Source organism: Aeromonas sp. HMWF015 (assembly GCF_963878965.1).
GTDB lineage: Bacteria > Pseudomonadota > Gammaproteobacteria > Enterobacterales > Aeromonadaceae > Aeromonas > Aeromonas veronii.
The window spans coordinates 1-17,425 of sequence record NZ_CAWNZT010000370.1 but is presented as its reverse complement, the minus strand read 5'-3'; the positions used below and the strand labels follow the sequence as shown (position 1 = coordinate 17,425).

At 58.8% G+C, this 17,425-nt stretch carries 16 protein-coding genes and 3 tRNA genes; 16 read left to right on the top strand and 3 right to left on the bottom strand.

Annotated elements, in window-relative coordinates; all coding sequences use genetic code 11:
- The first annotated feature begins 196 nt into the window (after nt 1–196).
- The 5 genes from eco to AACS18_RS18985 all read left to right on the top strand — a co-directional run bounded on the left by eco (nt 197) and on the right by AACS18_RS18985 (nt 4,675).
- Nucleotides 197–679, top strand: coding sequence for a serine protease inhibitor ecotin (gene eco, locus AACS18_RS19005; RefSeq protein WP_005337529.1), 483 nt, complete (start codon nt 197–199; stop codon nt 677–679).
- Nucleotides 680–977: 298 nt separating this feature from the next.
- On the top strand, nt 978–1,349 hold the full coding sequence (locus AACS18_RS19000; RefSeq protein ID WP_005350885.1) for a DUF413 domain-containing protein: 372 nt from the start codon (nt 978–980) through the stop codon (nt 1,347–1,349).
- Nucleotides 1,349–2,221: an HTH-type transcriptional regulator HdfR gene (gene hdfR / locus AACS18_RS18995; protein WP_005337525.1), complete on the top strand. Its 873-nt coding sequence runs from the start codon at nt 1,349–1,351 to the stop codon at nt 2,219–2,221. Before AACS18_RS19000 ends, hdfR begins: the two co-directional genes overlap by 1 nt.
- Nucleotides 2,222–2,396: 175 nt before the next feature.
- Entirely contained in the window at nt 2,397–3,338 is a 942-nt protein-coding gene (locus AACS18_RS18990; RefSeq protein ID WP_181363331.1) for a hypothetical protein, read from the top strand.
- Nucleotides 3,339–3,484: 146 nt separating this feature from the next.
- Entirely contained in the window at nt 3,485–4,675 is a 1,191-nt protein-coding gene (locus tag AACS18_RS18985) for an amino acid aminotransferase (RefSeq protein ID WP_005347039.1), read from the top strand.
- Between the two features lie 115 nt (nt 4,676–4,790).
- Here AACS18_RS18985 and AACS18_RS18980 read toward each other — a convergent pair whose 3' ends face one another.
- On the bottom strand, nt 4,791–5,294 hold the full coding sequence (locus tag AACS18_RS18980) for a DUF2062 domain-containing protein (RefSeq protein ID WP_108613042.1): 504 nt from the start codon (nt 5,292–5,294) through the stop codon (nt 4,791–4,793).
- Nucleotides 5,288–5,806 carry a DUF2062 domain-containing protein gene (locus AACS18_RS18975; protein WP_108613044.1) on the bottom strand — a complete coding sequence of 173 codons (519 nt, stop codon included), beginning with the start codon at nt 5,804–5,806 and terminating at the stop codon, nt 5,288–5,290. Before AACS18_RS18975 ends, AACS18_RS18980 begins: the two co-directional genes overlap by 7 nt.
- A gap of 27 nt (nt 5,807–5,833) precedes the next feature.
- Between AACS18_RS18975 and AACS18_RS18970 the strand changes: the two genes are divergently transcribed.
- From AACS18_RS18970 to AACS18_RS18920, 11 genes are all read left to right on the top strand, one after another.
- Nucleotides 5,834–8,035 (top strand): DNA internalization-related competence protein ComEC/Rec2, encoded by a 2,202-nt coding sequence (locus AACS18_RS18970; protein WP_181363330.1) that lies wholly within the window; start codon nt 5,834–5,836, stop codon nt 8,033–8,035.
- A 104-nt stretch (nt 8,036–8,139) separates the two neighbouring features.
- Nucleotides 8,140–9,903 (top strand): lipid A ABC transporter ATP-binding protein/permease MsbA, encoded by a 1,764-nt coding sequence (gene msbA / locus AACS18_RS18965; protein WP_108613041.1) that lies wholly within the window; start codon nt 8,140–8,142, stop codon nt 9,901–9,903.
- Nucleotides 9,903–10,898 carry a tetraacyldisaccharide 4'-kinase gene (gene lpxK / locus AACS18_RS18960; protein ID WP_108613040.1) on the top strand — a complete coding sequence of 332 codons (996 nt, stop codon included), beginning with the start codon at nt 9,903–9,905 and terminating at the stop codon, nt 10,896–10,898. The genes msbA and lpxK overlap by 1 nt, the downstream gene beginning before the upstream one ends.
- A gap of 123 nt (nt 10,899–11,021) precedes the next feature.
- Entirely contained in the window at nt 11,022–11,210 is a 189-nt protein-coding gene (locus AACS18_RS18955; RefSeq protein ID WP_005347033.1) for a Trm112 family protein, read from the top strand.
- Entirely contained in the window at nt 11,207–11,956 is a 750-nt protein-coding gene (gene kdsB / locus AACS18_RS18950; protein ID WP_108613039.1) for a 3-deoxy-manno-octulosonate cytidylyltransferase, read from the top strand. Before AACS18_RS18955 ends, kdsB begins: the two co-directional genes overlap by 4 nt.
- A 212-nt stretch (nt 11,957–12,168) precedes the next feature.
- Nucleotides 12,169–12,813 carry a UvrY/SirA/GacA family response regulator transcription factor gene (gene uvrY, locus AACS18_RS18945; protein ID WP_108613038.1) on the top strand — a complete coding sequence of 215 codons (645 nt, stop codon included), beginning with the start codon at nt 12,169–12,171 and terminating at the stop codon, nt 12,811–12,813.
- A 127-nt stretch (nt 12,814–12,940) separates the two neighbouring features.
- Nucleotides 12,941–14,794, top strand: a complete 1,854-nt coding sequence (gene uvrC, locus AACS18_RS18940; RefSeq protein WP_108613037.1) for an excinuclease ABC subunit UvrC — start codon at nt 12,941–12,943, stop codon at nt 14,792–14,794.
- A 199-nt stretch (nt 14,795–14,993) separates the two neighbouring features.
- Nucleotides 14,994–15,548 (top strand): CDP-diacylglycerol--glycerol-3-phosphate 3-phosphatidyltransferase, encoded by a 555-nt coding sequence (gene pgsA / locus AACS18_RS18935; protein WP_058054001.1) that lies wholly within the window; start codon nt 14,994–14,996, stop codon nt 15,546–15,548.
- A 181-nt stretch (nt 15,549–15,729) separates the two neighbouring features.
- A tRNA-Gly gene (locus AACS18_RS18930) sits at nt 15,730–15,805 on the top strand.
- Nucleotides 15,806–15,840: 35 nt separating this feature from the next.
- Nucleotides 15,841–15,914 (top strand) — tRNA-Cys (locus tag AACS18_RS18925).
- A 41-nt stretch (nt 15,915–15,955) separates the two neighbouring features.
- Nucleotides 15,956–16,042, top strand: a tRNA-Leu gene (locus AACS18_RS18920).
- Between the two features lie 190 nt (nt 16,043–16,232).
- On the opposite strand, the gene AACS18_RS18915 is transcribed toward AACS18_RS18920, so the two are convergent.
- Nucleotides 16,233–17,033: a hypothetical protein gene (locus AACS18_RS18915; RefSeq protein WP_146184796.1), complete on the bottom strand. Its 801-nt coding sequence runs from the start codon at nt 17,031–17,033 to the stop codon at nt 16,233–16,235.
- Nucleotides 17,034–17,425 lie beyond the last annotated feature (392 nt).

Genomic DNA, 17,425 nt, shown 5'->3' with positions numbered 1-17,425 from the left:
AAAGCGAGGCCAATTGGCCTCGCTTTTTGTTTCAGGTTCCCGTAACGGGAGTGTGCGCCCTGTCAGAAAATAGCCAGATCACGTCATGGTGTGCCGGATCTGCATCATTTTACGCAGTTTTTACGTAGCAGATCGCTGGCATGAAATCGGCAGAGCGGTTAGTCTAGCGGCGTTGAACCAACCCCATGAGGTACAGATGAAAACCGTATTGCGTTTTAGCCTGCTGGGCGCCTTGTTGCTGGGTGGCCATGCCTTCGCCGCCGAGCCGAAAAAATTTGATATCAGCATGTTCCCAGCCGCTGACGTGAATCAGGAACGTGTGGTGATCCGCCTGCCTGAAGTCGAGAAAGAAGCCGACATGATGGTCGAGCTGCAGGTCGGCAAAAAGATGATGGTTGATTGCAACGTACCGCGTTTTGCAGGCAACCTGGAACAGCACAGCGTCAAAGGCTGGGGCTACAACTACCTGAAACTGGGCAAAGTCTCCGACCCCATCAGCACCCTGATGATGTGCCCGGATAACCAACAGAAAGAGACCTTCGTCCAGATCTACGGTCAGGGCTTCTTCGTGAACTACAACTCAAAACTGCCGTTCGTGATCTACGTGCCGCAGGAGTATGAAGTGCGCTACCGTCTGTGGCGTGCCGACAACCTGGCCCAACCGGCCATGATTGAGTAAGCATGTTTGAACCAAAGGTTCAGCTGGTTCACCTGATGTGATAAATAAAGCGCCGTATGGCGCTTTATTTTTGCCTGCGCAGTCCCAAAAGTGACGTGCAAATTGGCTGTACGTTTACATAAGTTTATTATTTATCAACGTTTTTTGTGTGTTATGCCACAAAATCGGCGTCAGCGATGGGGCAAAGTGACTTCGATAAAAGATATTTATTAACATAGTGAGAAAATTGATTTTGCACTCGGCGATGGCCTGATGATACTTGCCCGCAAAGGTCAAACTAACCAGAAAAAAGAGCACTATGAGCTTCGAATCAGACAAGCGTTTCAACGACTTCAAACATTTTCCCCGTGGCCTGCGTCGCAGTGGCGAATTCACTGTGGCCGAAGCGGACAGTCTGGAAAAGTATGGTACCGCCATGCTGGCACTCTACCAGGGCAACCTTGCACCCCGTGACGATGTCGAGTCCGCCTTCGTCGAGCAGGTCAAATCCGGCGAAGCCGGTGCCAACCCCCATGCCAAGGTGTGGTTCAAATACCTCAAAGTGATCGGTCCCAAGCGCGTTCATCGCCTCTGCACCGTTGTTGGCGGCGCCAGCGAAGAGAGCAGCGGTGGCGGCAGCTTTGATGTCGGTGGTGGCAGCGGTGGTGGCAGTGACGAGTCCATCGATTAATGGATACCGAGCTGCTTCGGACCTTTATCGAGGTGAGCAAGACCCGGCATTTTGGCCGGGCTGCTGAAAATCTCTACCTGACCCAGTCGGCGGTGAGTTTCCGGATCCGCCAGCTAGAGCAGCAACTGGGTGTCAGTCTGTTTGCCCGTCATCGCAACAACATCCGCCTGACCGCCTCCGGTGAGCGTCTGCTGCCCTACGCAGACGCCATCTTGCACACCCTTGGTCGCGCTAAGCAGGATGTTGCGCTCTCGCCAGGATTCAGCCAGCAGTTGGCTATCGGCGCGCCCGCGGTGTTCTGGGAGCTTGATTTCAACGACTGGCTCAATCACATCTATGCGCTGGCGCCCGGTTTGGCGGTGCGGCTGGAAACAGCCTCCCGCGAGCACCTCTGCCGCCAGTTGCTGGAGCGCTCCCTCGATCTGGCCCTGCTCTCCGAGCCCACCAAGATCGACGAGATTGCCCTGCATCCCATCGGTGAGCTGGTGTTCGAGCTGGTGAGCCGGGATCCGGCCGCCAATGCCGACAACCTGATGCAGATGCCGCACATCCACCTCGACTGGGGCACCAGCTTCGAGCCGCAACCCAGCCGCTTGCAGAGCCTGCAAAAGACCCCGGTGCTGCACTCCAGCTCCGCCAGCATGGCGTTGCAGTTCGTGCTGGCCAACGGTGGGGCTGCTTACCTGCCACGGCGGATGGTCAGCCCCTTCCTCGAGAAGGGGGCGCTCCATCTGGTGGAGGGGGGCCAGCCGCTGAGCCGTCCGCTCTATCTCGCCTATCTGGAGAAATCCGATCGCCGGGAGCTGATCGATCAGTTGCTGACCCTGCCACTGGGTTGGCACGATGCCGAGTTGCGTCTCAACGTCGAATAAGCGTCGAGTGTTATCCAAGAAAGAGCCCACCCCACGGTGGGCTCTTCTGTTTGGGGAATATTGCAGGGAGCGAGGTCACGTAATTGGCGCGGGAGGCTTGGCGTCATCGGTCTGTAACGGTACCTTTTCAGGCTGTTTGTTTATCCGATTGAGCACTGACAGGGATGGATTGTAATTGATCGACTTTAGTCACCCCGAATGGCGGGCGCTGGCGCAGCAGTTGCTGAGCCACTCACCTGTGGTGATCCGTGGCCGCCAGTGGCAACCGCTGGTGGGCCTGCTCAAGGATAACCAGCTGCTGCTCGCCCATGGCAGCCACAGCTATGAGCTCACCCCGGCCGGGCGGCGCTATCTCACCCGCGAGCTGATGCTGGCCGAGATCGCCACCGCGCCCCCCGAGCCCGAGGAGTGGTTGCATGCTCAGGGCTGGCAATTGGGGGAGCTGGTCAACGAACGGGTGCTGGCGGCGCTCTATCGCAAGAGCGAAGTGAACTTCACCCCCAACGAGCAGATTGATTTCGAGGACAAGGGGATCCGGCTCTGCGCCGATCAGCTTTTGCGCTTGCGCGCCGCCCAGCCGTTCAGCCTCTTTTTTAGCGGCGGCACCCTGATCGACGCAGCCCCCTGGTTGCAGACGCTGGGGGAGGTGGCCCTACCCGAGCGCACCCTGGCGGGTCTTGGCAAGATCCTGTGGGGGGAGGGGAGTATCGAGCGGGTGATCACCACAGACAGCGTTGGCGCCTTTGCCGAGCTGCCTCTTGAACCCGGCACCTTGCTGGTGTGGGCCCCCCCATCGGCTCCTCTAGCCTTGCAGCAGGTGGTGGCCGCCTTGCCCCCCAATGTGTTGTGGAGTCATCTCACCGCCCTCGACCCTGCCGGGGTGGATCGGCTGCAGGCGCTGGCCCAGCGGCTGGGTCGTCCGGCCAGCTGGTGGTTGCCCCGTGATCTGGCCCCCATCCTCAGCGCGTATGCCCAGCCTTTGACTGAGGCTCGGCCCTGGGAGCTGAGCCGGATCCCCAAGTCATTGTTAGCAGTTTGTAGCGGTTTGGTTGAGTCCAATGGTGGCTTGTCGGCCGAGGTGTGTGCGCTGGCGCCAGCGTGGCATGCCGTTGGTTGAAATTGGCCTGAAAGCGAGCTAAAAAGCGGTTTTCCCCCATTGAACGCGGTGATATAAAGAGTTGACGAAGCGCTCGCCAGATGAGCGCTTTTGTTTTATCAAGCCGCTTTGCCACCCAACGAACTCAACGGAATACAGGGAATACCATGTTTGAAAAGGTTGTTGCCGCCCCAGCGGATCCGATCCTGGGCCTGACCGAAGCCTTCCGCGCTGACTCTCGCAGCCACAAGATCAATCTGGGCGTAGGGATCTACAAGGACGAGTCCGGTGCTACCCCCATTCTTCACTGCGTCAAGAAAGCCGAGCAGAAGCTGCTGACCGACGAGAAGACCAAGAACTACCTCGGTATTGAAGGCAATATCGAATATGGCCGCATCGTGCAGCAACTGCTGTTCGGGCAGCACTCTGCGCTGGTTGCCAGCGGCCGCGCCAAGACCGCGCAAGCGCCGGGTGGTACCGGCGCCCTGCGTATCGCGGCCGAATTCGTGGTGCGCAACGGTCTGGCCAAGACCATCTGGATCTCCGATCCCACCTGGGCCAACCACGTCAGCGTGTTCCAGGCCGCCGGTCTGACCGTCAAGTGGTACAAGTACTACGACGCCGCCACCAAGGGACTCGACTTTGCCGCCATGCAGGCTTCGCTGGCCGAAGTGCAGCCGGGTGAGCTGGTGCTGCTGCACGGTTGCTGCCACAACCCGACCGGTATCGACCCCACTAGCGATCAGTGGCGCGCGCTGGCCAAGCAGAGTGCTGCTGCCGGCTGGTTGCCGCTGTTTGACTTCGCCTATCAGGGTTTTGCCCGTGGTATCGAAGAGGATGCCGAAGGCCTGCGTATCTTCGCCGAGTGCCATGACGAGCTGCTGGTGGCGAGCTCTTTCTCCAAGAACTTCGGCCTCTACAACGAGCGTGTCGGCGCCTTCACGCTGGTGAGCGCGACCAAAGAGATCGCCGACGTGGCCTTCACCCAGGTCAAGACAGTGATCCGTGCCAACTACTCCAACCCGCCGTCACACGGCGCCGCTGTGGTCACCGCCGTGGTGAGCGATCCGGCTCTCTATGCAGAGTGGGTCGAAGAAGTGGCTGCCATGCGGGTGCGCATTCGCGAGATGCGCGAATTGCTGGTAGAGAAGCTGGCTGCCCTCGGCGTGAGCCAGGATTTCAGCTTTATCCGCGAGCAGAACGGCATGTTCTCCTTCTCCGGCCTCTCCAAGGATCAGGTTGAGCGCCTCAAGAGCGAATTTGCCATCTACATCGTCGGTTCAGGCCGGATCAGCGTAGCCGGTATTACCCGCGCCAATATCGATCCCCTGTGCGAGGCGATCGCCAAGGTGCTGTAATCGCATCACCTTGTGCTCTGGCACTATGTCATGAAAAAGCCCGTCACCTTGGTGACGGGCTTTTTTGATCGCCAACGGCTCATCGTCAAACAGTCAAACAATGGGAAGGGGGGACTCACTGGTGGCGGGCACCTTGCCACAGCTTGCGCAGTTGCAACAGCAGCGCGGTCAGGGCGCCGCCGCTCAGGGCGGTGAGTACCGCCAGCAGCAGGCTGCCGAGCAGGAAGGGGGGCACCAGAGTCGCCGCTTCCTGTTCCAGCCAGTGGAGCGTCCAGCTGAGGTGGAAAGGCTCCGGTGTCTGGTGCAGTACCAGACAACCGGTGCGATAGGCATAGAGGTACATGAACGGCAGGGTGAGCGGGTTGTTGAACCAGACCGCCAGCAGCGCCAGCGGCAGGTTGAGGCTGAATGCCAGCGCCAGAGCGACTGCGATGAGCGAGTGCATCGGGATGGGGAACCAGCATGCGAAGATCCCGGCCGCCACCGCGCCGCTCAGGGCGCGGGTGCCCCCTTGCCAGAGGGCAGGGGCAAGCAGTCGCTCACCAAACAGGGTAAACCACCTCTGCTGGCGAAGTGTCTCGGGATCGAGCTTGAAGCGGGCAAACCAGCGATTCAGCATGGGCGGGCCATCTTGCGTTTTTGCCACTGGCGCACGGTGCTGAGCCGCCAGAAGGTACGGATCAGGGTGTAACCGATGAGAGAACTGAGCAGGGCCAGGATCAGCGAGCCCAGCAACAGCGGTGGTGCCACTGTGCCCAGTACCGAGACCAGCCACTCCCAGGTGAATTCAATCTCGATCTGCTGCGCGGAATGTCCCATGAGCTGGCAACCCACCAGATAGGCGCCATAGAGCAGGGGCGGCATGGTAAAGGGGTTGGAGAGCCAGACCAGCGCCACCGAGAGCGGCAGATTGACCCGGCACAGGATGGCGCCACCGGCAGCCAGCAGCATCTGGCAGGGGAGTGGCACCCAGGCCATGAAGAGGCCCACCGCAAATGCCCCGGCAGCCGAGCGGCGGTTGAGGTGCCAGAGGTTGGCATCGAGCAGCAGTTTGCCGAACAGCCGCAGGTGCTTGTGTTCTTTCAGGGTTTGCTGATCGGGCATCCAGCGTTTAATGAGTCGTTTGGGCATATTGAAACCTTGCTAAATACTTGCTCCATGGATCTGCGTCTGTTGTCGTTTGCCCTGGGGGCAAGCTCCTCACTGCTCTGGCCATGGTTACCTTCACTCGCATGGGGGGGCCTCTTGCTGTCCCTGCTGATCCCCCTTGCATATTGCCGTACCTGGCGGTGGCTGTTTCTCCTGCTCGGCATCCTCTGGATGCAGGCCAATCTTGCCTATCGGCTGGCCTGGCTGGAGCGGTTGGGCGATCAGACGAGCCACATGATAACCGCAGAGCTGCAAAGTGCAGAGCCCGAGGGGGATAAATTTGTCCGGCTGCTGCTGCGGGTGAGCACCCTCGACGAGCAACCGGTGACACCTGAGCCCCTGATCCGGGTCAATGCCTATCAGGCATTACCCGCCATGACAGTAGGCAGCCGGATCACCCTGGTGACCTCGTTGAAACCGGCTCACGGTCTTGCCAACGAGGCGGGGCTGGATGGGCGGCGTCTGCTGCTGGGCAAGGGGATCACCGCCACCGGCAATCTGCGTCGGGTGATAGATATTCAACAGGCACCTGCGGGTTGGCGTGAACGCTGGTTGGGGGCCGCGACCGAGAGTTGGCGCCCACTTGATCATGCCCCCTTGCTGGCGGCGCTCACTTTTGGCGAGCAGAGCGGTATCACGGATGCCCAGTGGGAGCTGTTTCGCGGCAGCGGCCTGACCCATATCATCGCCATCTCAGGGCAACACATTGCGCTGGTGGCGGTGCTCGGGTGGTGGCTGGGCAGGCTGTTTGGTCTGCGCGGCGCCATCATCACCTCCCTGCTGTTTGCCGCCGTCTACAGCGCGTTGGCCGGGTTTGCGGTGGCCACCGAGCGGGCCCTGATCATGGTGTTGGTGTGGAGTGTGCTGCGCTGGAGCCGGCGAGAGTGGCCGGCCTGGCGCATCTGGCTGTGGGCCTTTGTGGTATTGACCCTCTGGGATCCCTTCGCCCTCTATTCGGCCGGCTTCTGGCTCTCGTTTCTGGCGGTGGCCATCTTGCTGCTGGTGGGATATGTCCACGACAAGCCGGGACTGTGGCAGATCCAGCTCTGGCTGCTGCTCGGTCTGCTGCCGCTGCAACTGGCATTGTTCGAGGGGATAGCGCCCCTTGCCATGGTGATCAACCTGTTGGCGGTGCCGCTCTTTTGTATCGCCATCATACCGCTGGCGTTGATTGGGGTGCTGTTGGCGCCGCTCTCCAGCTCGCTTGCCTATGGCCTGTTCTGGCTGGCGGATCTGGGGCTCGGGTGGGTGTTGACGATCCTGAACTGGCTGGCCGATCAACTGCAACTGTGGTGGCCACTGCCCGGCTGGTGGCTGCCACTCTGCACCTTGCTGTTGCTGCTCTGGTTCGCCGCGCAGTGGCGCCCGGCACGCTGGCTGTTGCTACCGGGTCTGTGTGCGCTGTTATTGGCGCTCTGGCCAACGCCTGTCCGCTGGCAACTGCGGGTGCTGGATGTGGGGCAGGGGCTGGCGGTGCTGATCAGCAAGGGGGAGCGTGCCATCCTTTATGATACCGGTGATCGCTATCCCGGAGGCTACAACATGGCGGATGCGGTGATCCTGCCCCAGCTAAGCCATTTGGGGATCCGGGTGATTGATCGCCTCATCATCAGCCACAAGGATCGGGATCATGCCGGCAATCGCAAGCGACTACTCAGCGCCATGTCGGTGCGTCACGAGCTATCCTCTTATCCCTTCAGTGAGGGAACGACGCTCTGCCAGCGTGGGCAACAGTGGCGCTGGCAGGGGCTCTCGTTTGCAGTGCTCTGGCCAGAACGCCCCGGTGGCGGGCGCAATAACGATGGCTGCGTGGTGCGTATCAGCGATGGGCAGCGCAGCATATTGCTGAGTGCCGATATCGAACGGCAGGCAGAGCTGAGACTGGTGGCACTGGAGGGAGAGGGATTGGCCAGCACATTGCTGGTGAGCCCCCATCATGGCAGTCGCACCTCCTCCACGCCCCCGTTTGTCGCGGCGGTGGCGGCAAAGGATGTGATCCACAGCGCCGGTTTTATGAATCAGTGGGGCTTTCCCCGTCCCGATGTGGTGGCCCGCTATCGGGATGCCCGCCAGTGGATCACCGGTCAGCAAGGGGCGATTCTGGTCGAGCACACCGCAGCGGGCTTGAGCGTCACCGCCGAGCGAGATCTGGGGCCCTGGTACCGGCGCAGTGGTGAGTGGTGGCGACCGAGAGTGTGGTTTGAGCAATAATCCGCCATTTCTGCCGTGTAGGAATGCGATATAGGTGGCGGCGCTTGGTGTAAGCCTGCGCTTTGGCTAGAATAGCCCGTCATTTCCATTACTAACGGCTATTCATGCAACAAGAAACCTCACAAGAGAGCTGGCCAGTATTCAAACGCCTGCTCGGTTATGTCCGTGATCGCAAGCTGGGCCTGGTCGGTGGCATCATCGGAATGCTGGGCTACGCCGCCGTGGATACCACCTTTGTCTACTCCATCAAGCCGCTGATCGATCAGGGCATCAATGGCAACGACAGCACCGTTTTGAAATGGATGCCCTTCTTCGTCCTCGGCATCGTGGCCCTGCGCGGTGTCGCCAACTTTCTCTCCAATTACTGCATGGCCTGGGTTGGCAACCACGTCGTGATGCGTCTGCAACAGCAGGTGTTCAATCACATGGTGGCAATGCCGATGAGCTTCTTCGACCGTCAGAACACTGGTCATCTGCTCTCCAAGGTGACCTATGACGCCAGTCAGGTCTCCTCGGCGGCGAGCACCACGCTGGTGACCCTGGTGCGGGAAGGGGCGACCGTGGTCGGTCTGCTCGGCCTGATGTTCTGGCACTCCTGGCAGCTGTCGGTGATTTTCCTGGTGGTTGGCCCGCTGGTAGGGGTCATCATCGGACTTATCAGCCGCCGTTTCCGCCAAATCAGCCGTCACATCCAGCAGGCGGTAGGGGATATCACCACCTCCACCGAGCAGATGCTCAAAGGGCACAAAGAGGTGCTGATGTTTGGTGGCCAGAAGGTGGAAGAGAAACGCTTCTTCCAGGTCAGCAACAACATGCGCCAGCAGACCATGAAGATGGTCGCCGCCGATGCCATCGGCAGTCCTGTGGTGCAGATGGTGGCCTCCATCGCGCTGGCTGCCTTCCTCTACGTCGCGACCATTGACAGTGTCAAATCAACTCTGACTGCCGGTACGTTTACCGTCATGATCACCTCCATGATGATGCTGCTCAAGCCGCTGAAAAGCCTGACCGACGTCAACAACCAGTTCCAGCGTGCCATCACCGCCTGCCACAGCCTGTTTGGCCTGCTCGACACCGAGCCGGAGCAGGATACCGGCACCCGCACTCTGGAGCGTGCTCGCGGCGAGATCGAGTTTCGCAACGTCACCTTCACCTACCCGACCAAGGACACCCCGGCGCTGCACAAAGTCAGCTTCAAGGTGGAGGCGGGGAAATCGGTGGCGCTGGTGGGCCGTTCCGGCTCTGGCAAGAGTACCATTGCCAGCCTGCTGACCCGCTTCTACGACATCGATCAGGGCGAGATCCTGCTGGACGGCATCAACATCCGCGAATACAAGTTGAGCGAGCTGCGCAAGCAGTACGCGCTGGTCTCCCAGCATGTTCACCTGTTCAATGACTCGGTGGCCAACAACATCGCCTACGCCGCAGAAGACAAATACAGCCGCGACCAGATCGTGCAGGCCGCCCGTATCGCTCACGCCGACGAGTTTGTCAGCAAGATGAGCAACGGGTATGACACTGTGGTTGGCGAAAACGGTGCATCCCTTTCCGGCGGTCAGCGCCAGCGTGTGGCCATTGCGCGCGCCCTGCTGCGCGATGCGCCGGTTCTGCTGCTGGATGAAGCCACCTCGGCCCTCGATACCGAGTCCGAACGCCACATTCAGGCGGCCATTGACGAGCTTTGCAAGGCGCGTACCTCGCTGGTGATCGCCCACCGTCTCTCTACCATCGAGAAGGCGGACGAGATCCTGGTGATCGACGAAGGTCATATCGTCGAGCGCGGCAACCACGAAGCACTGATGGAACAGCGCGGCACCTATGCCCAGCTGCGCGCCATTCAGTTTGGCAACGCGGGAAGCAAGGCCTGATGCTGGAACGGCTCTGGTATCGCAAAAGTGGCTGGCGCTGGTTGCTGGCCCCCTTTGCCCTGCTGTTTGCCATCATCAGCGGCACCCGCCGCTACGCCTATCGTCATGGCTGGCGCAAGGGGTATCGCTCCTTCTTGCCGGTGATCGTGGTGGGCAATATTTCGGTCGGGGGCAACGGCAAGACGCCGGTGGTGGTCTGGCTGGTGGAGCAGTTGCAAGCCCGCGGCTATCGCCCCGGGGTGGTGAGCCGTGGTTATGGTGGCAAGGCGCCCCATTACCCCTATCGTCTGGATGAGACCAGCACCACGGCGCAGGCGGGGGATGAGCCGGTGCTGATTGCACGGCGCTGCGGCTGTCCGGTGGTGGTTGCCCCGAAACGGGCCGACGCGGTACGACTGCTGGAACAAAGCGGTGAGGTGGATATCATCATCACCGACGACGGTCTGCAGCACTATGCGCTGGCCCGCGACATCGAGCTGGTGGTGGTGGACGGAGCGCGCCGTTTCGGCAACGCCTGCTTGCTGCCGATGGGGCCGCTGCGCGAGCCGGTCACTCGTCTCAAACGGGTGGACGCCATCATCTGCAACGGCGGCGAGCCGGGCAAGGGGGAGTACCCCATGCAACTGGTCGCCGACACCCCGCGCCGGGTGCGCGACGATGCACCGCTGGCTGCCCCCTTGTCGGGGCAGGTCGATGCGCTGGCGGGGATCGGTCATCCGCCCCGCTTCTTTGCCACCCTGGAAGGGCTCGGCTATCAGCTGGATCAGCAGGCAGCCTACGGCGATCATCATCCCTTCGATCGGGATGAGCTGGTGGGGCGCTTTGTCAGCAAGCCGCTGCTGATGACCGAGAAGGATGCGGTCAAGTGCCGCGCGTTTGCCCTCGATAACTGGTGGTATCTGCCGGTCAGCGCCGAGTTGCCCGCCTCCCTGCTCGATGTCCTGCTGCACAAGCTGGGGGCGAAGGCAAAGGGCGCGACCAGGGCGCAAGATTAATCTCTCTCGCCTGAGCGGGGGAGAAGTGGACCAATAGCGGTCCCGTATGGAATATCTGGTTGCTCGACATCCATCGTTGGCGTGATGAAGCCGCCAGCGCGACATCGTTGAAGGAGTATCGTTTTGGCTTTGGACATCAAGTTGCTCGACATCATCGCCTGCCCGGTCTGCAAGGGTAAGCTGCATTACAACAAAGCAGTTCATGAGTTGGTCTGTCGCTTCGACAAGCTGGCCTATCCGCTGGAAGAGGGGATCCCGGTACTACTGGAGAACCGTGCCCGTCCGCTCAACAGCGATGAGCTGCCGTCATGAATTTCGTCGTCGTCATTCCTGCCCGCTATGCGTCAACTCGTCTGCCGGGCAAGCCGCTTGCGGATATTCATGGCAAACCCATGGTGCAGCACGTGGTGGAGAAAGCTCTGCAATCAGGTGCCGATCGGGTGATCGTTGCCACCGATGACGAGCGGGTACAGCAGGCACTGCAGAGCACCGGCGTCGAGGTGTGCATGACCTCACCGGATCACCAGTCCGGCACCGAGCGTCTGGCCGAGGTGTGCCGTCACTACGGCTTTGCCGCCGATACCATCATCGTCAATGTGCAGGGGGATGAGCCGCTCATTCCGCCCGCCATCATTCGTCAGGTAGCGGATAATCTGGCCGCCGCCACGGCGCCGATGGCGACCTTGTCGGTGCCGATCAAGGATGCCGAAGAGGCGTTCAACCCGAACGCAGTGAAAGTGGTGACTGACAAGGATGGCTACGCCCTCTACTTCAGTCGCGCCAGCATTCCCTGGGATCGGGATCGCTTTGCCAAGAGCCATGAGCAGATTGGTGACCACTACCAGCGTCATATCGGTATCTATGCCTATCGCGCCGGCTTTATCCAGCGTTACGTAGACTGGGCACCGAGCGTGCTGGAGCAGGTCGAGGCGCTGGAGCAGCTGCGGGTGCTCTGGTACGGGGAGAAGATCCACGTCGCCCAGGCCCTTGAAGCGCCGCCGGTCGGGGTGGATACCCAGGCCGATCTGGAGAAGGTGCGCGCCTTTTTGGCCAAGTGATGGCCACAACACTCAAGTCATGAAAAACGGTGTCGCAAGGCACCGTTTTTTGTTTTGAAATTTTATATAATTATTTGATTTTAAACGCTAAACATGGGTTTTCTCAAACTTTTGGCGTGCATGGTTTGCCAAAGCGACGAGTTTGGTTATGATGCAAGACGCCCTGTTAACCCTAACCGGGCGGCTAAAACGAGATAAAACGGGGTGTTTGGGTGATAAATGTATTCCTGGTCGATGATCATGAGCTGGTGCGTACAGGGATAAGACGCATTCTTGAAGATGTGCGCGGGATCAAGGTGGTGGGCGAGGCACAGAGCGGCGAGACCGCAGTTACATTCTGTCGCCAACACCATCCGGACGTGATCCTGATGGACATGAACATGCCGGGTATTGGTGGTCTGGAAGCGACCCGCAAAATTCTGCGGATCCGCCCCGATGTGCGCATCATAGTGCTGACCATTCATTCAGAAAATCCGTTCCCCACCAAGGTGATGCAGGCCGGCGCCGCCGGTTACCTGACCAAGGGTGCTGCCCCTGACGAGATGATCCAGGCGATCCGGTTGGTGCACTCCGGTCAGCGCTACATCTCCCCGGAGATTGCCCAGCAGATGGCCCTCAGCCAGTTTGCCTCCGCTGACGAGAATCCCTTCAAGTCCCTTTCCGAGCGCGAGCTGCAGATCATGATGATGATCACCAAGGGGCAGAAGGTGACCGATATCTCCGAGCAGCTCAACCTGAGCCCGAAGACGGTCAACAGCTACCGCTATCGGCTGTTCGGCAAGCTGGGGATCAACGGTGACGTGGAACTGACCCATCTGGCCATTCGCTATGGCATGCTGGATGCCGATACCCTCTAATCGGGTGGCGTGTGGTCACAAAGGCGGCGCGTGCCGCCTTTTTGCTTTTCTGTCCTTTTGCTTTTCAGGCGGCGGGGGCAGTATGCTCTGCCCGTCAATTTTTGCCTTTGTGTGAGCCGAGTAGCTGATGACCCTCTCTCCCGAACCTCTCTTCGACAGCAAGGCGTTTCTGAGCGCCGTCACCCATCAGAGCGGCGTTTACCGCATGTATGACAGCGGTGGCACCGTGATCTATGTGGGCAAGGCCAAGGATCTGAAAAAGCGGCTCGCTTCCTACTTTCGCACCAACGTCGACAGCATCAAGACCCGCACCCTGGTGCGCCAGATCGCCGATATCCAGGTCACCGTCACTCACACCGAGACCGAGGCGCTGATCCTCGAGCACAACCTCATCAAGCAGTACCAGCCTCGCTATAACGTGCTGCTGCGAGACGACAAATCCTACCCCTGGATCATCATCACCGCGCACCAGCATCCGCGCATCGGCGTCCATCGCGGTGCCCGCAAGATCAAAGGAGAGTACTTCGGCCCGTACCCTTCCGGCGGCGCGGTGCGCGAGAGTTTGCATCTGATGCAGAAAATATTTCCGGTACGCCAGTGCGAGGATGCGGTCTATGCCAACCGCACCCGTCCCTGCCTGCTCTACCAGCTCAAGCGTTGCGCTGGCCCTTGTGTTCCTGGACTGGTGAGCGAAGCCGAATATGCCCAGCAGGTGGAGCTGGCCAAGCTGTTTCTGGCGGGCAAGAACCAGCAGGTGATTGGCGAATTGGTGGGCAAGATGGAGTCCGCTAGCGGCGATCTGCGCTTTGAAGAGGCAGCCCGCTATCGGGATCAGATCCTGGCGCTGCGCCGGGTCACCGAGCAGCAGTCGGTGAGCGGCAACGTGCTGGACGAGCTGGATGTGGTGGGGGTGGCCTTCCAGCAAGGTGCTGCCTGTATTCACGTGCTCTTTATCCGTCAGGGCAAGGTGCTCGGATCGCGCAGCTACTTCCCGAAAGTGCCGGCCGATACCCTGCTCGACGAGGTGGTGCAATCCTTCCTGCTGCAGTTCTATCTCTCGGGGCAGGGGGGGCGGCAGATCCCGAGCGAGGTGCTGCTCGATGTGGCGTTGGAGGATGAGAGCGTCATCGCCGAGACCCTGAGTCAGACCGCAGGCTACAAGGTGCGGGTGGTTAGCCGTACCCGCGCCGAACGGGCCCGCTTTATCAAGCTCGCCTCCATCAACGCCGAGACGGCGCTGCGATCGCGGCTGGCTCACAAGAGCACCATCACCGCTCGCTACGATCAGCTGGAAGAGCTGCTGGAGCTGGAGCGCCCCATCGCCCGCATGGAGTGTTTCGATATCTCCCACACCATGGGGGAGCGCACCGTGGCCTCTTGCGTGGTGTTCAACCGGGAGGGGCCGCTCTCATCGGAATATCGTCGTTTCAATATCGACGGTATCACTGGCGGTGATGACTACGCGGCGATGGAGCAGGCGCTGGAGCGCCGCTTTGGCAAGCAGCAGGAGCCGGACAAGGTGCCTGATGTGCTGTTTATTGATGGTGGCCTCGGCCAGTTGCGCCGCGCCGAAGAGATCCTGGCCCGTCAGCTGGAGTTTCTCGGCGGCAAATACCCGCTGCTGGTGGGGATTGCCAAGGGAGTCACCCGCAAGGCGGGGTTGGAAACGCTCATTATGGGGGAGAGCCACGAAGAGCTGCATTTGCCGGCAGATATGCCCGCTTTGCACCTTATTCAGCATATTCGCGATGAATCCCACCGTTTTGCCATTACCGGCCACCGGGCTAGACGGGCCAAGGCCCGCACCAGCAGCAGTCTGGAGGATATTCCGGGGGTGGGGCCAAAGCGCCGGCAGGCGCTGCTCAAATATCTGGGCGGCCTGCAGGAGGTCAAAAAGGCGAGCGTGGATGAACTGGCCAAGGTACCCGGCATCAGTCAGGAGCTGGCCCAGACCATCCACGACGGCTTGCACAGCGCCTGAGCAGGGTTAGCGGCATGGCAACATCGCTAACTCCTTGATGCACAAGAGCCGTGACGCGGGGGGGCCGTAAATGCCATAATGGCCCTCGCATTTTGAGAAGATTGATGGATTAAAAAGACCAAGACGGGCGCCAGTGCGGTTGCATCGCAAATCGGCTTTGGCGCACTATGTAGCGACGTACAAGAAGTGGCTGAAAATAATGACAAATATACCTAACCTGTTGACGTTTTTCCGGATTTTGCTCATTCCCGTCTTCGTCATCCTGTTCTATCTGCCTTATCAATGGTCCTATCTGGCTGCCGCCATCATCTTTATTCTGGCCGCTGCCACCGACTGGTTTGATGGCTATCTGGCCCGCAAGCTCAATCAGTCCACCGCCTTTGGCGCCTTCCTTGACCCGGTTGCCGACAAGATCATGGTCGCTGCGGCACTGGTGGTCATCGTCGAACACTACAACACCATCTGGGTGACTATCCCCGCCATGACCATGATTGGCCGCGAGATCATCATCTCCGCCCTGCGCGAATGGATGGCCGAGCTCGGCAAACGCTCCTCGGTGGCGGTCAGCTGGATTGGCAAGTGGAAGACCATGATCCAGATGGTGTCGCTCACCGGTCTGATTTGGCAATACAACGTCTGGATGGTGTGGCTCGCCTATGTGATGCTCTATGTCGCCACCGTGCTCACCTTCTGGTCGATGTTCCAGTACATGAAGGCCGCTTGGGGCGATTTGACCCACCACGCCAAGCTGTGAGTCACCTGCGCCGCAAGGTGAGGTTTCCGCTGATTTGAGGCAGGAAACGGCCAAAGACGCTAAAACTGTTCAAAAAGGGCAAAAAATGCCCGAACGATCAGGTAATTAAATATTTCTGGTTGACTGGGCGAGGAACATCGCTAGAATGCGTCCTCGTAGTCAGGCAGTCAGCCAGACCAATGCGGGAATAGCTCAGTTGGTAGAGCACGACCTTGCCAAGGTCGGGGTCGCGAGTTCGAGTCTCGTTTCCCGCTCCAAATTCAGACAATCGAGAGCCAACTCTCTTTTGCATGGCGCGTTAGCAAAGCGGTTATGCAGCGGATTGCAAATCCGTTTAGTCCGGTTCGACTCCGGAACGTGCCTCCATATTGACAAGCCCGCCACGCGAGCTTGATACCGATTGCGGTGCCCGAGTGGTGAAATCGGTAGACACAAGGGATTTAAAATCCCTCGACGTTCGCGTCGTGCCGGTTCGATTCCGGCCTCGGGCACCATTAAAATCAAAGAGTTACGAAAGGCCACTAGAAATAGTGGCCTTTTTCTTTTGCTTAAATGGCGACAAAGTGGCGACAGCGATTGTGTCGAGTCCACAGCTTCATAACAACAAAGCCTGCTGAAGGCAGGCTTTTATAGGGGTCTGTATATATCCGAGGAATTTACCGCGCGGGGGTATGGTATGGCCGGTTACTTCCACCACTCCTCGCTCGGTAAGTTATTCCATTCTCCAACCGGGTATTCATGGCCATTGAAGCGCAGTGTGGTGCTCAATGTTCTTTGACTGGAGGTTTGAGAGGAGCCGTCCTGCTCTATGGTCTCTGTTTTCGCTTTGGTTACTACTCTCAGATCGTGCAGTCCGTTAGATATCCTTGGCAGGACTTGGATGTAGGATATTCCTCGTTCTAAATCAATCTTCTCTGGTGAGCAAGGCACGCCTTTTCGGATGTAGGTGTGCAGCATAGGGGCGCCGTTCATTACGCGTTGAATGGTTCCATTATGTTGTCTGAATAGATGTAAGAATCTGGATCTAAAACCGTCTGCACAGGAGGGACCATCGCCGATATCCAATCTTACGCCAAAGGCCCGTTCTCCTTTGGCCAGTAGGTAAGGAGCTGTGTCGAGCCATATACTGGAACTTCCAATTCTGATGCTGGCATCTTCTTCAATAGGCTCCTCAAACCGCTGTTGTACTTTCCCTTGGGAAATGAGTTCTACTCGCCAGACACTAGTGGGTAGAGACATTTCATCATGGCGATCTGCACGGTCTGGGAAAATGTAGGAGGTCAATGTCACTTCTGGCTGGTTTGGTAACGTCTTACATGCGCTGGCAGTAAGTTCGGTGCCCGAAGGCAAACTTGCCTTGATAGCTGCTAGTTGTTCTGAAGTGCAAACTTGTTCTCCGCCAGCCCATGCGCCAAAACTAATCCCTTGTAGCAAAAGCGTGGATATTGCTGCACTCACTTTCCACGCTAGTGATTTTGTTATCACTATCACTTTCTCCCTGCTAAGGACGCATATTGGTTGTTGAGTTTTATGAGGGCTGGCACTGTAACAATATTTTGGGGGCCGTGCGAGTCGGCATCATTTGGACGAACAGACCCCACGACCATAGGAGGGGGAGGGCATCAAGACTGATCAACGCCTATCAAAATTTCAGTTATCAGATCATCCATCATTGCAACTAACTAGTTGAAACTAAATGTCTTTTTGCTGTTCCCCTACAGAAAATTAGATCCTACCCCACAACTTAAAATCCCACGAAAATCACCAACACTCCAATTTATTCAATAGGTTACTGTTTTTTTGCAGCTATTCAGAGCGACTTCAAACTGTAAAACCCTGCAAAAATGATCCTTCTTTTCAGATCCTCAACGCTCTGC

Coding starts and splice junctions, on each gene's coding strand:
- msbA (WP_108613041.1), top strand. CDS start 8,140: ATGCAACAAGAAACCTCACAAGAGAGCTGGCCAGTATTCAAACGCCTG.
- AACS18_RS18970 (WP_181363330.1), top strand. CDS start 5,834: ATGGATCTGCGTCTGTTGTCGTTTGCCCTGGGGGCAAGCTCCTCACTG.
- AACS18_RS19000 (WP_005350885.1), top strand. CDS start 978: ATGAGCTTCGAATCAGACAAGCGTTTCAACGACTTCAAACATTTTCCC.
- uvrC (WP_108613037.1), top strand. CDS start 12,941: ATGACCCTCTCTCCCGAACCTCTCTTCGACAGCAAGGCGTTTCTGAGC.
- AACS18_RS18975 (WP_108613044.1), bottom strand. CDS start 5,806: ATGCCCAAACGACTCATTAAACGCTGGATGCCCGATCAGCAAACCCTG.
- pgsA (WP_058054001.1), top strand. CDS start 14,994: ATGACAAATATACCTAACCTGTTGACGTTTTTCCGGATTTTGCTCATT.
- AACS18_RS18985 (WP_005347039.1), top strand. CDS start 3,485: ATGTTTGAAAAGGTTGTTGCCGCCCCAGCGGATCCGATCCTGGGCCTG.
- kdsB (WP_108613039.1), top strand. CDS start 11,207: ATGAATTTCGTCGTCGTCATTCCTGCCCGCTATGCGTCAACTCGTCTG.
- hdfR (WP_005337525.1), top strand. CDS start 1,349: ATGGATACCGAGCTGCTTCGGACCTTTATCGAGGTGAGCAAGACCCGG.
- lpxK (WP_108613040.1), top strand. CDS start 9,903: ATGCTGGAACGGCTCTGGTATCGCAAAAGTGGCTGGCGCTGGTTGCTG.
- eco (WP_005337529.1), top strand. CDS start 197: ATGAAAACCGTATTGCGTTTTAGCCTGCTGGGCGCCTTGTTGCTGGGT.
- AACS18_RS18980 (WP_108613042.1), bottom strand. CDS start 5,294: ATGCTGAATCGCTGGTTTGCCCGCTTCAAGCTCGATCCCGAGACACTT.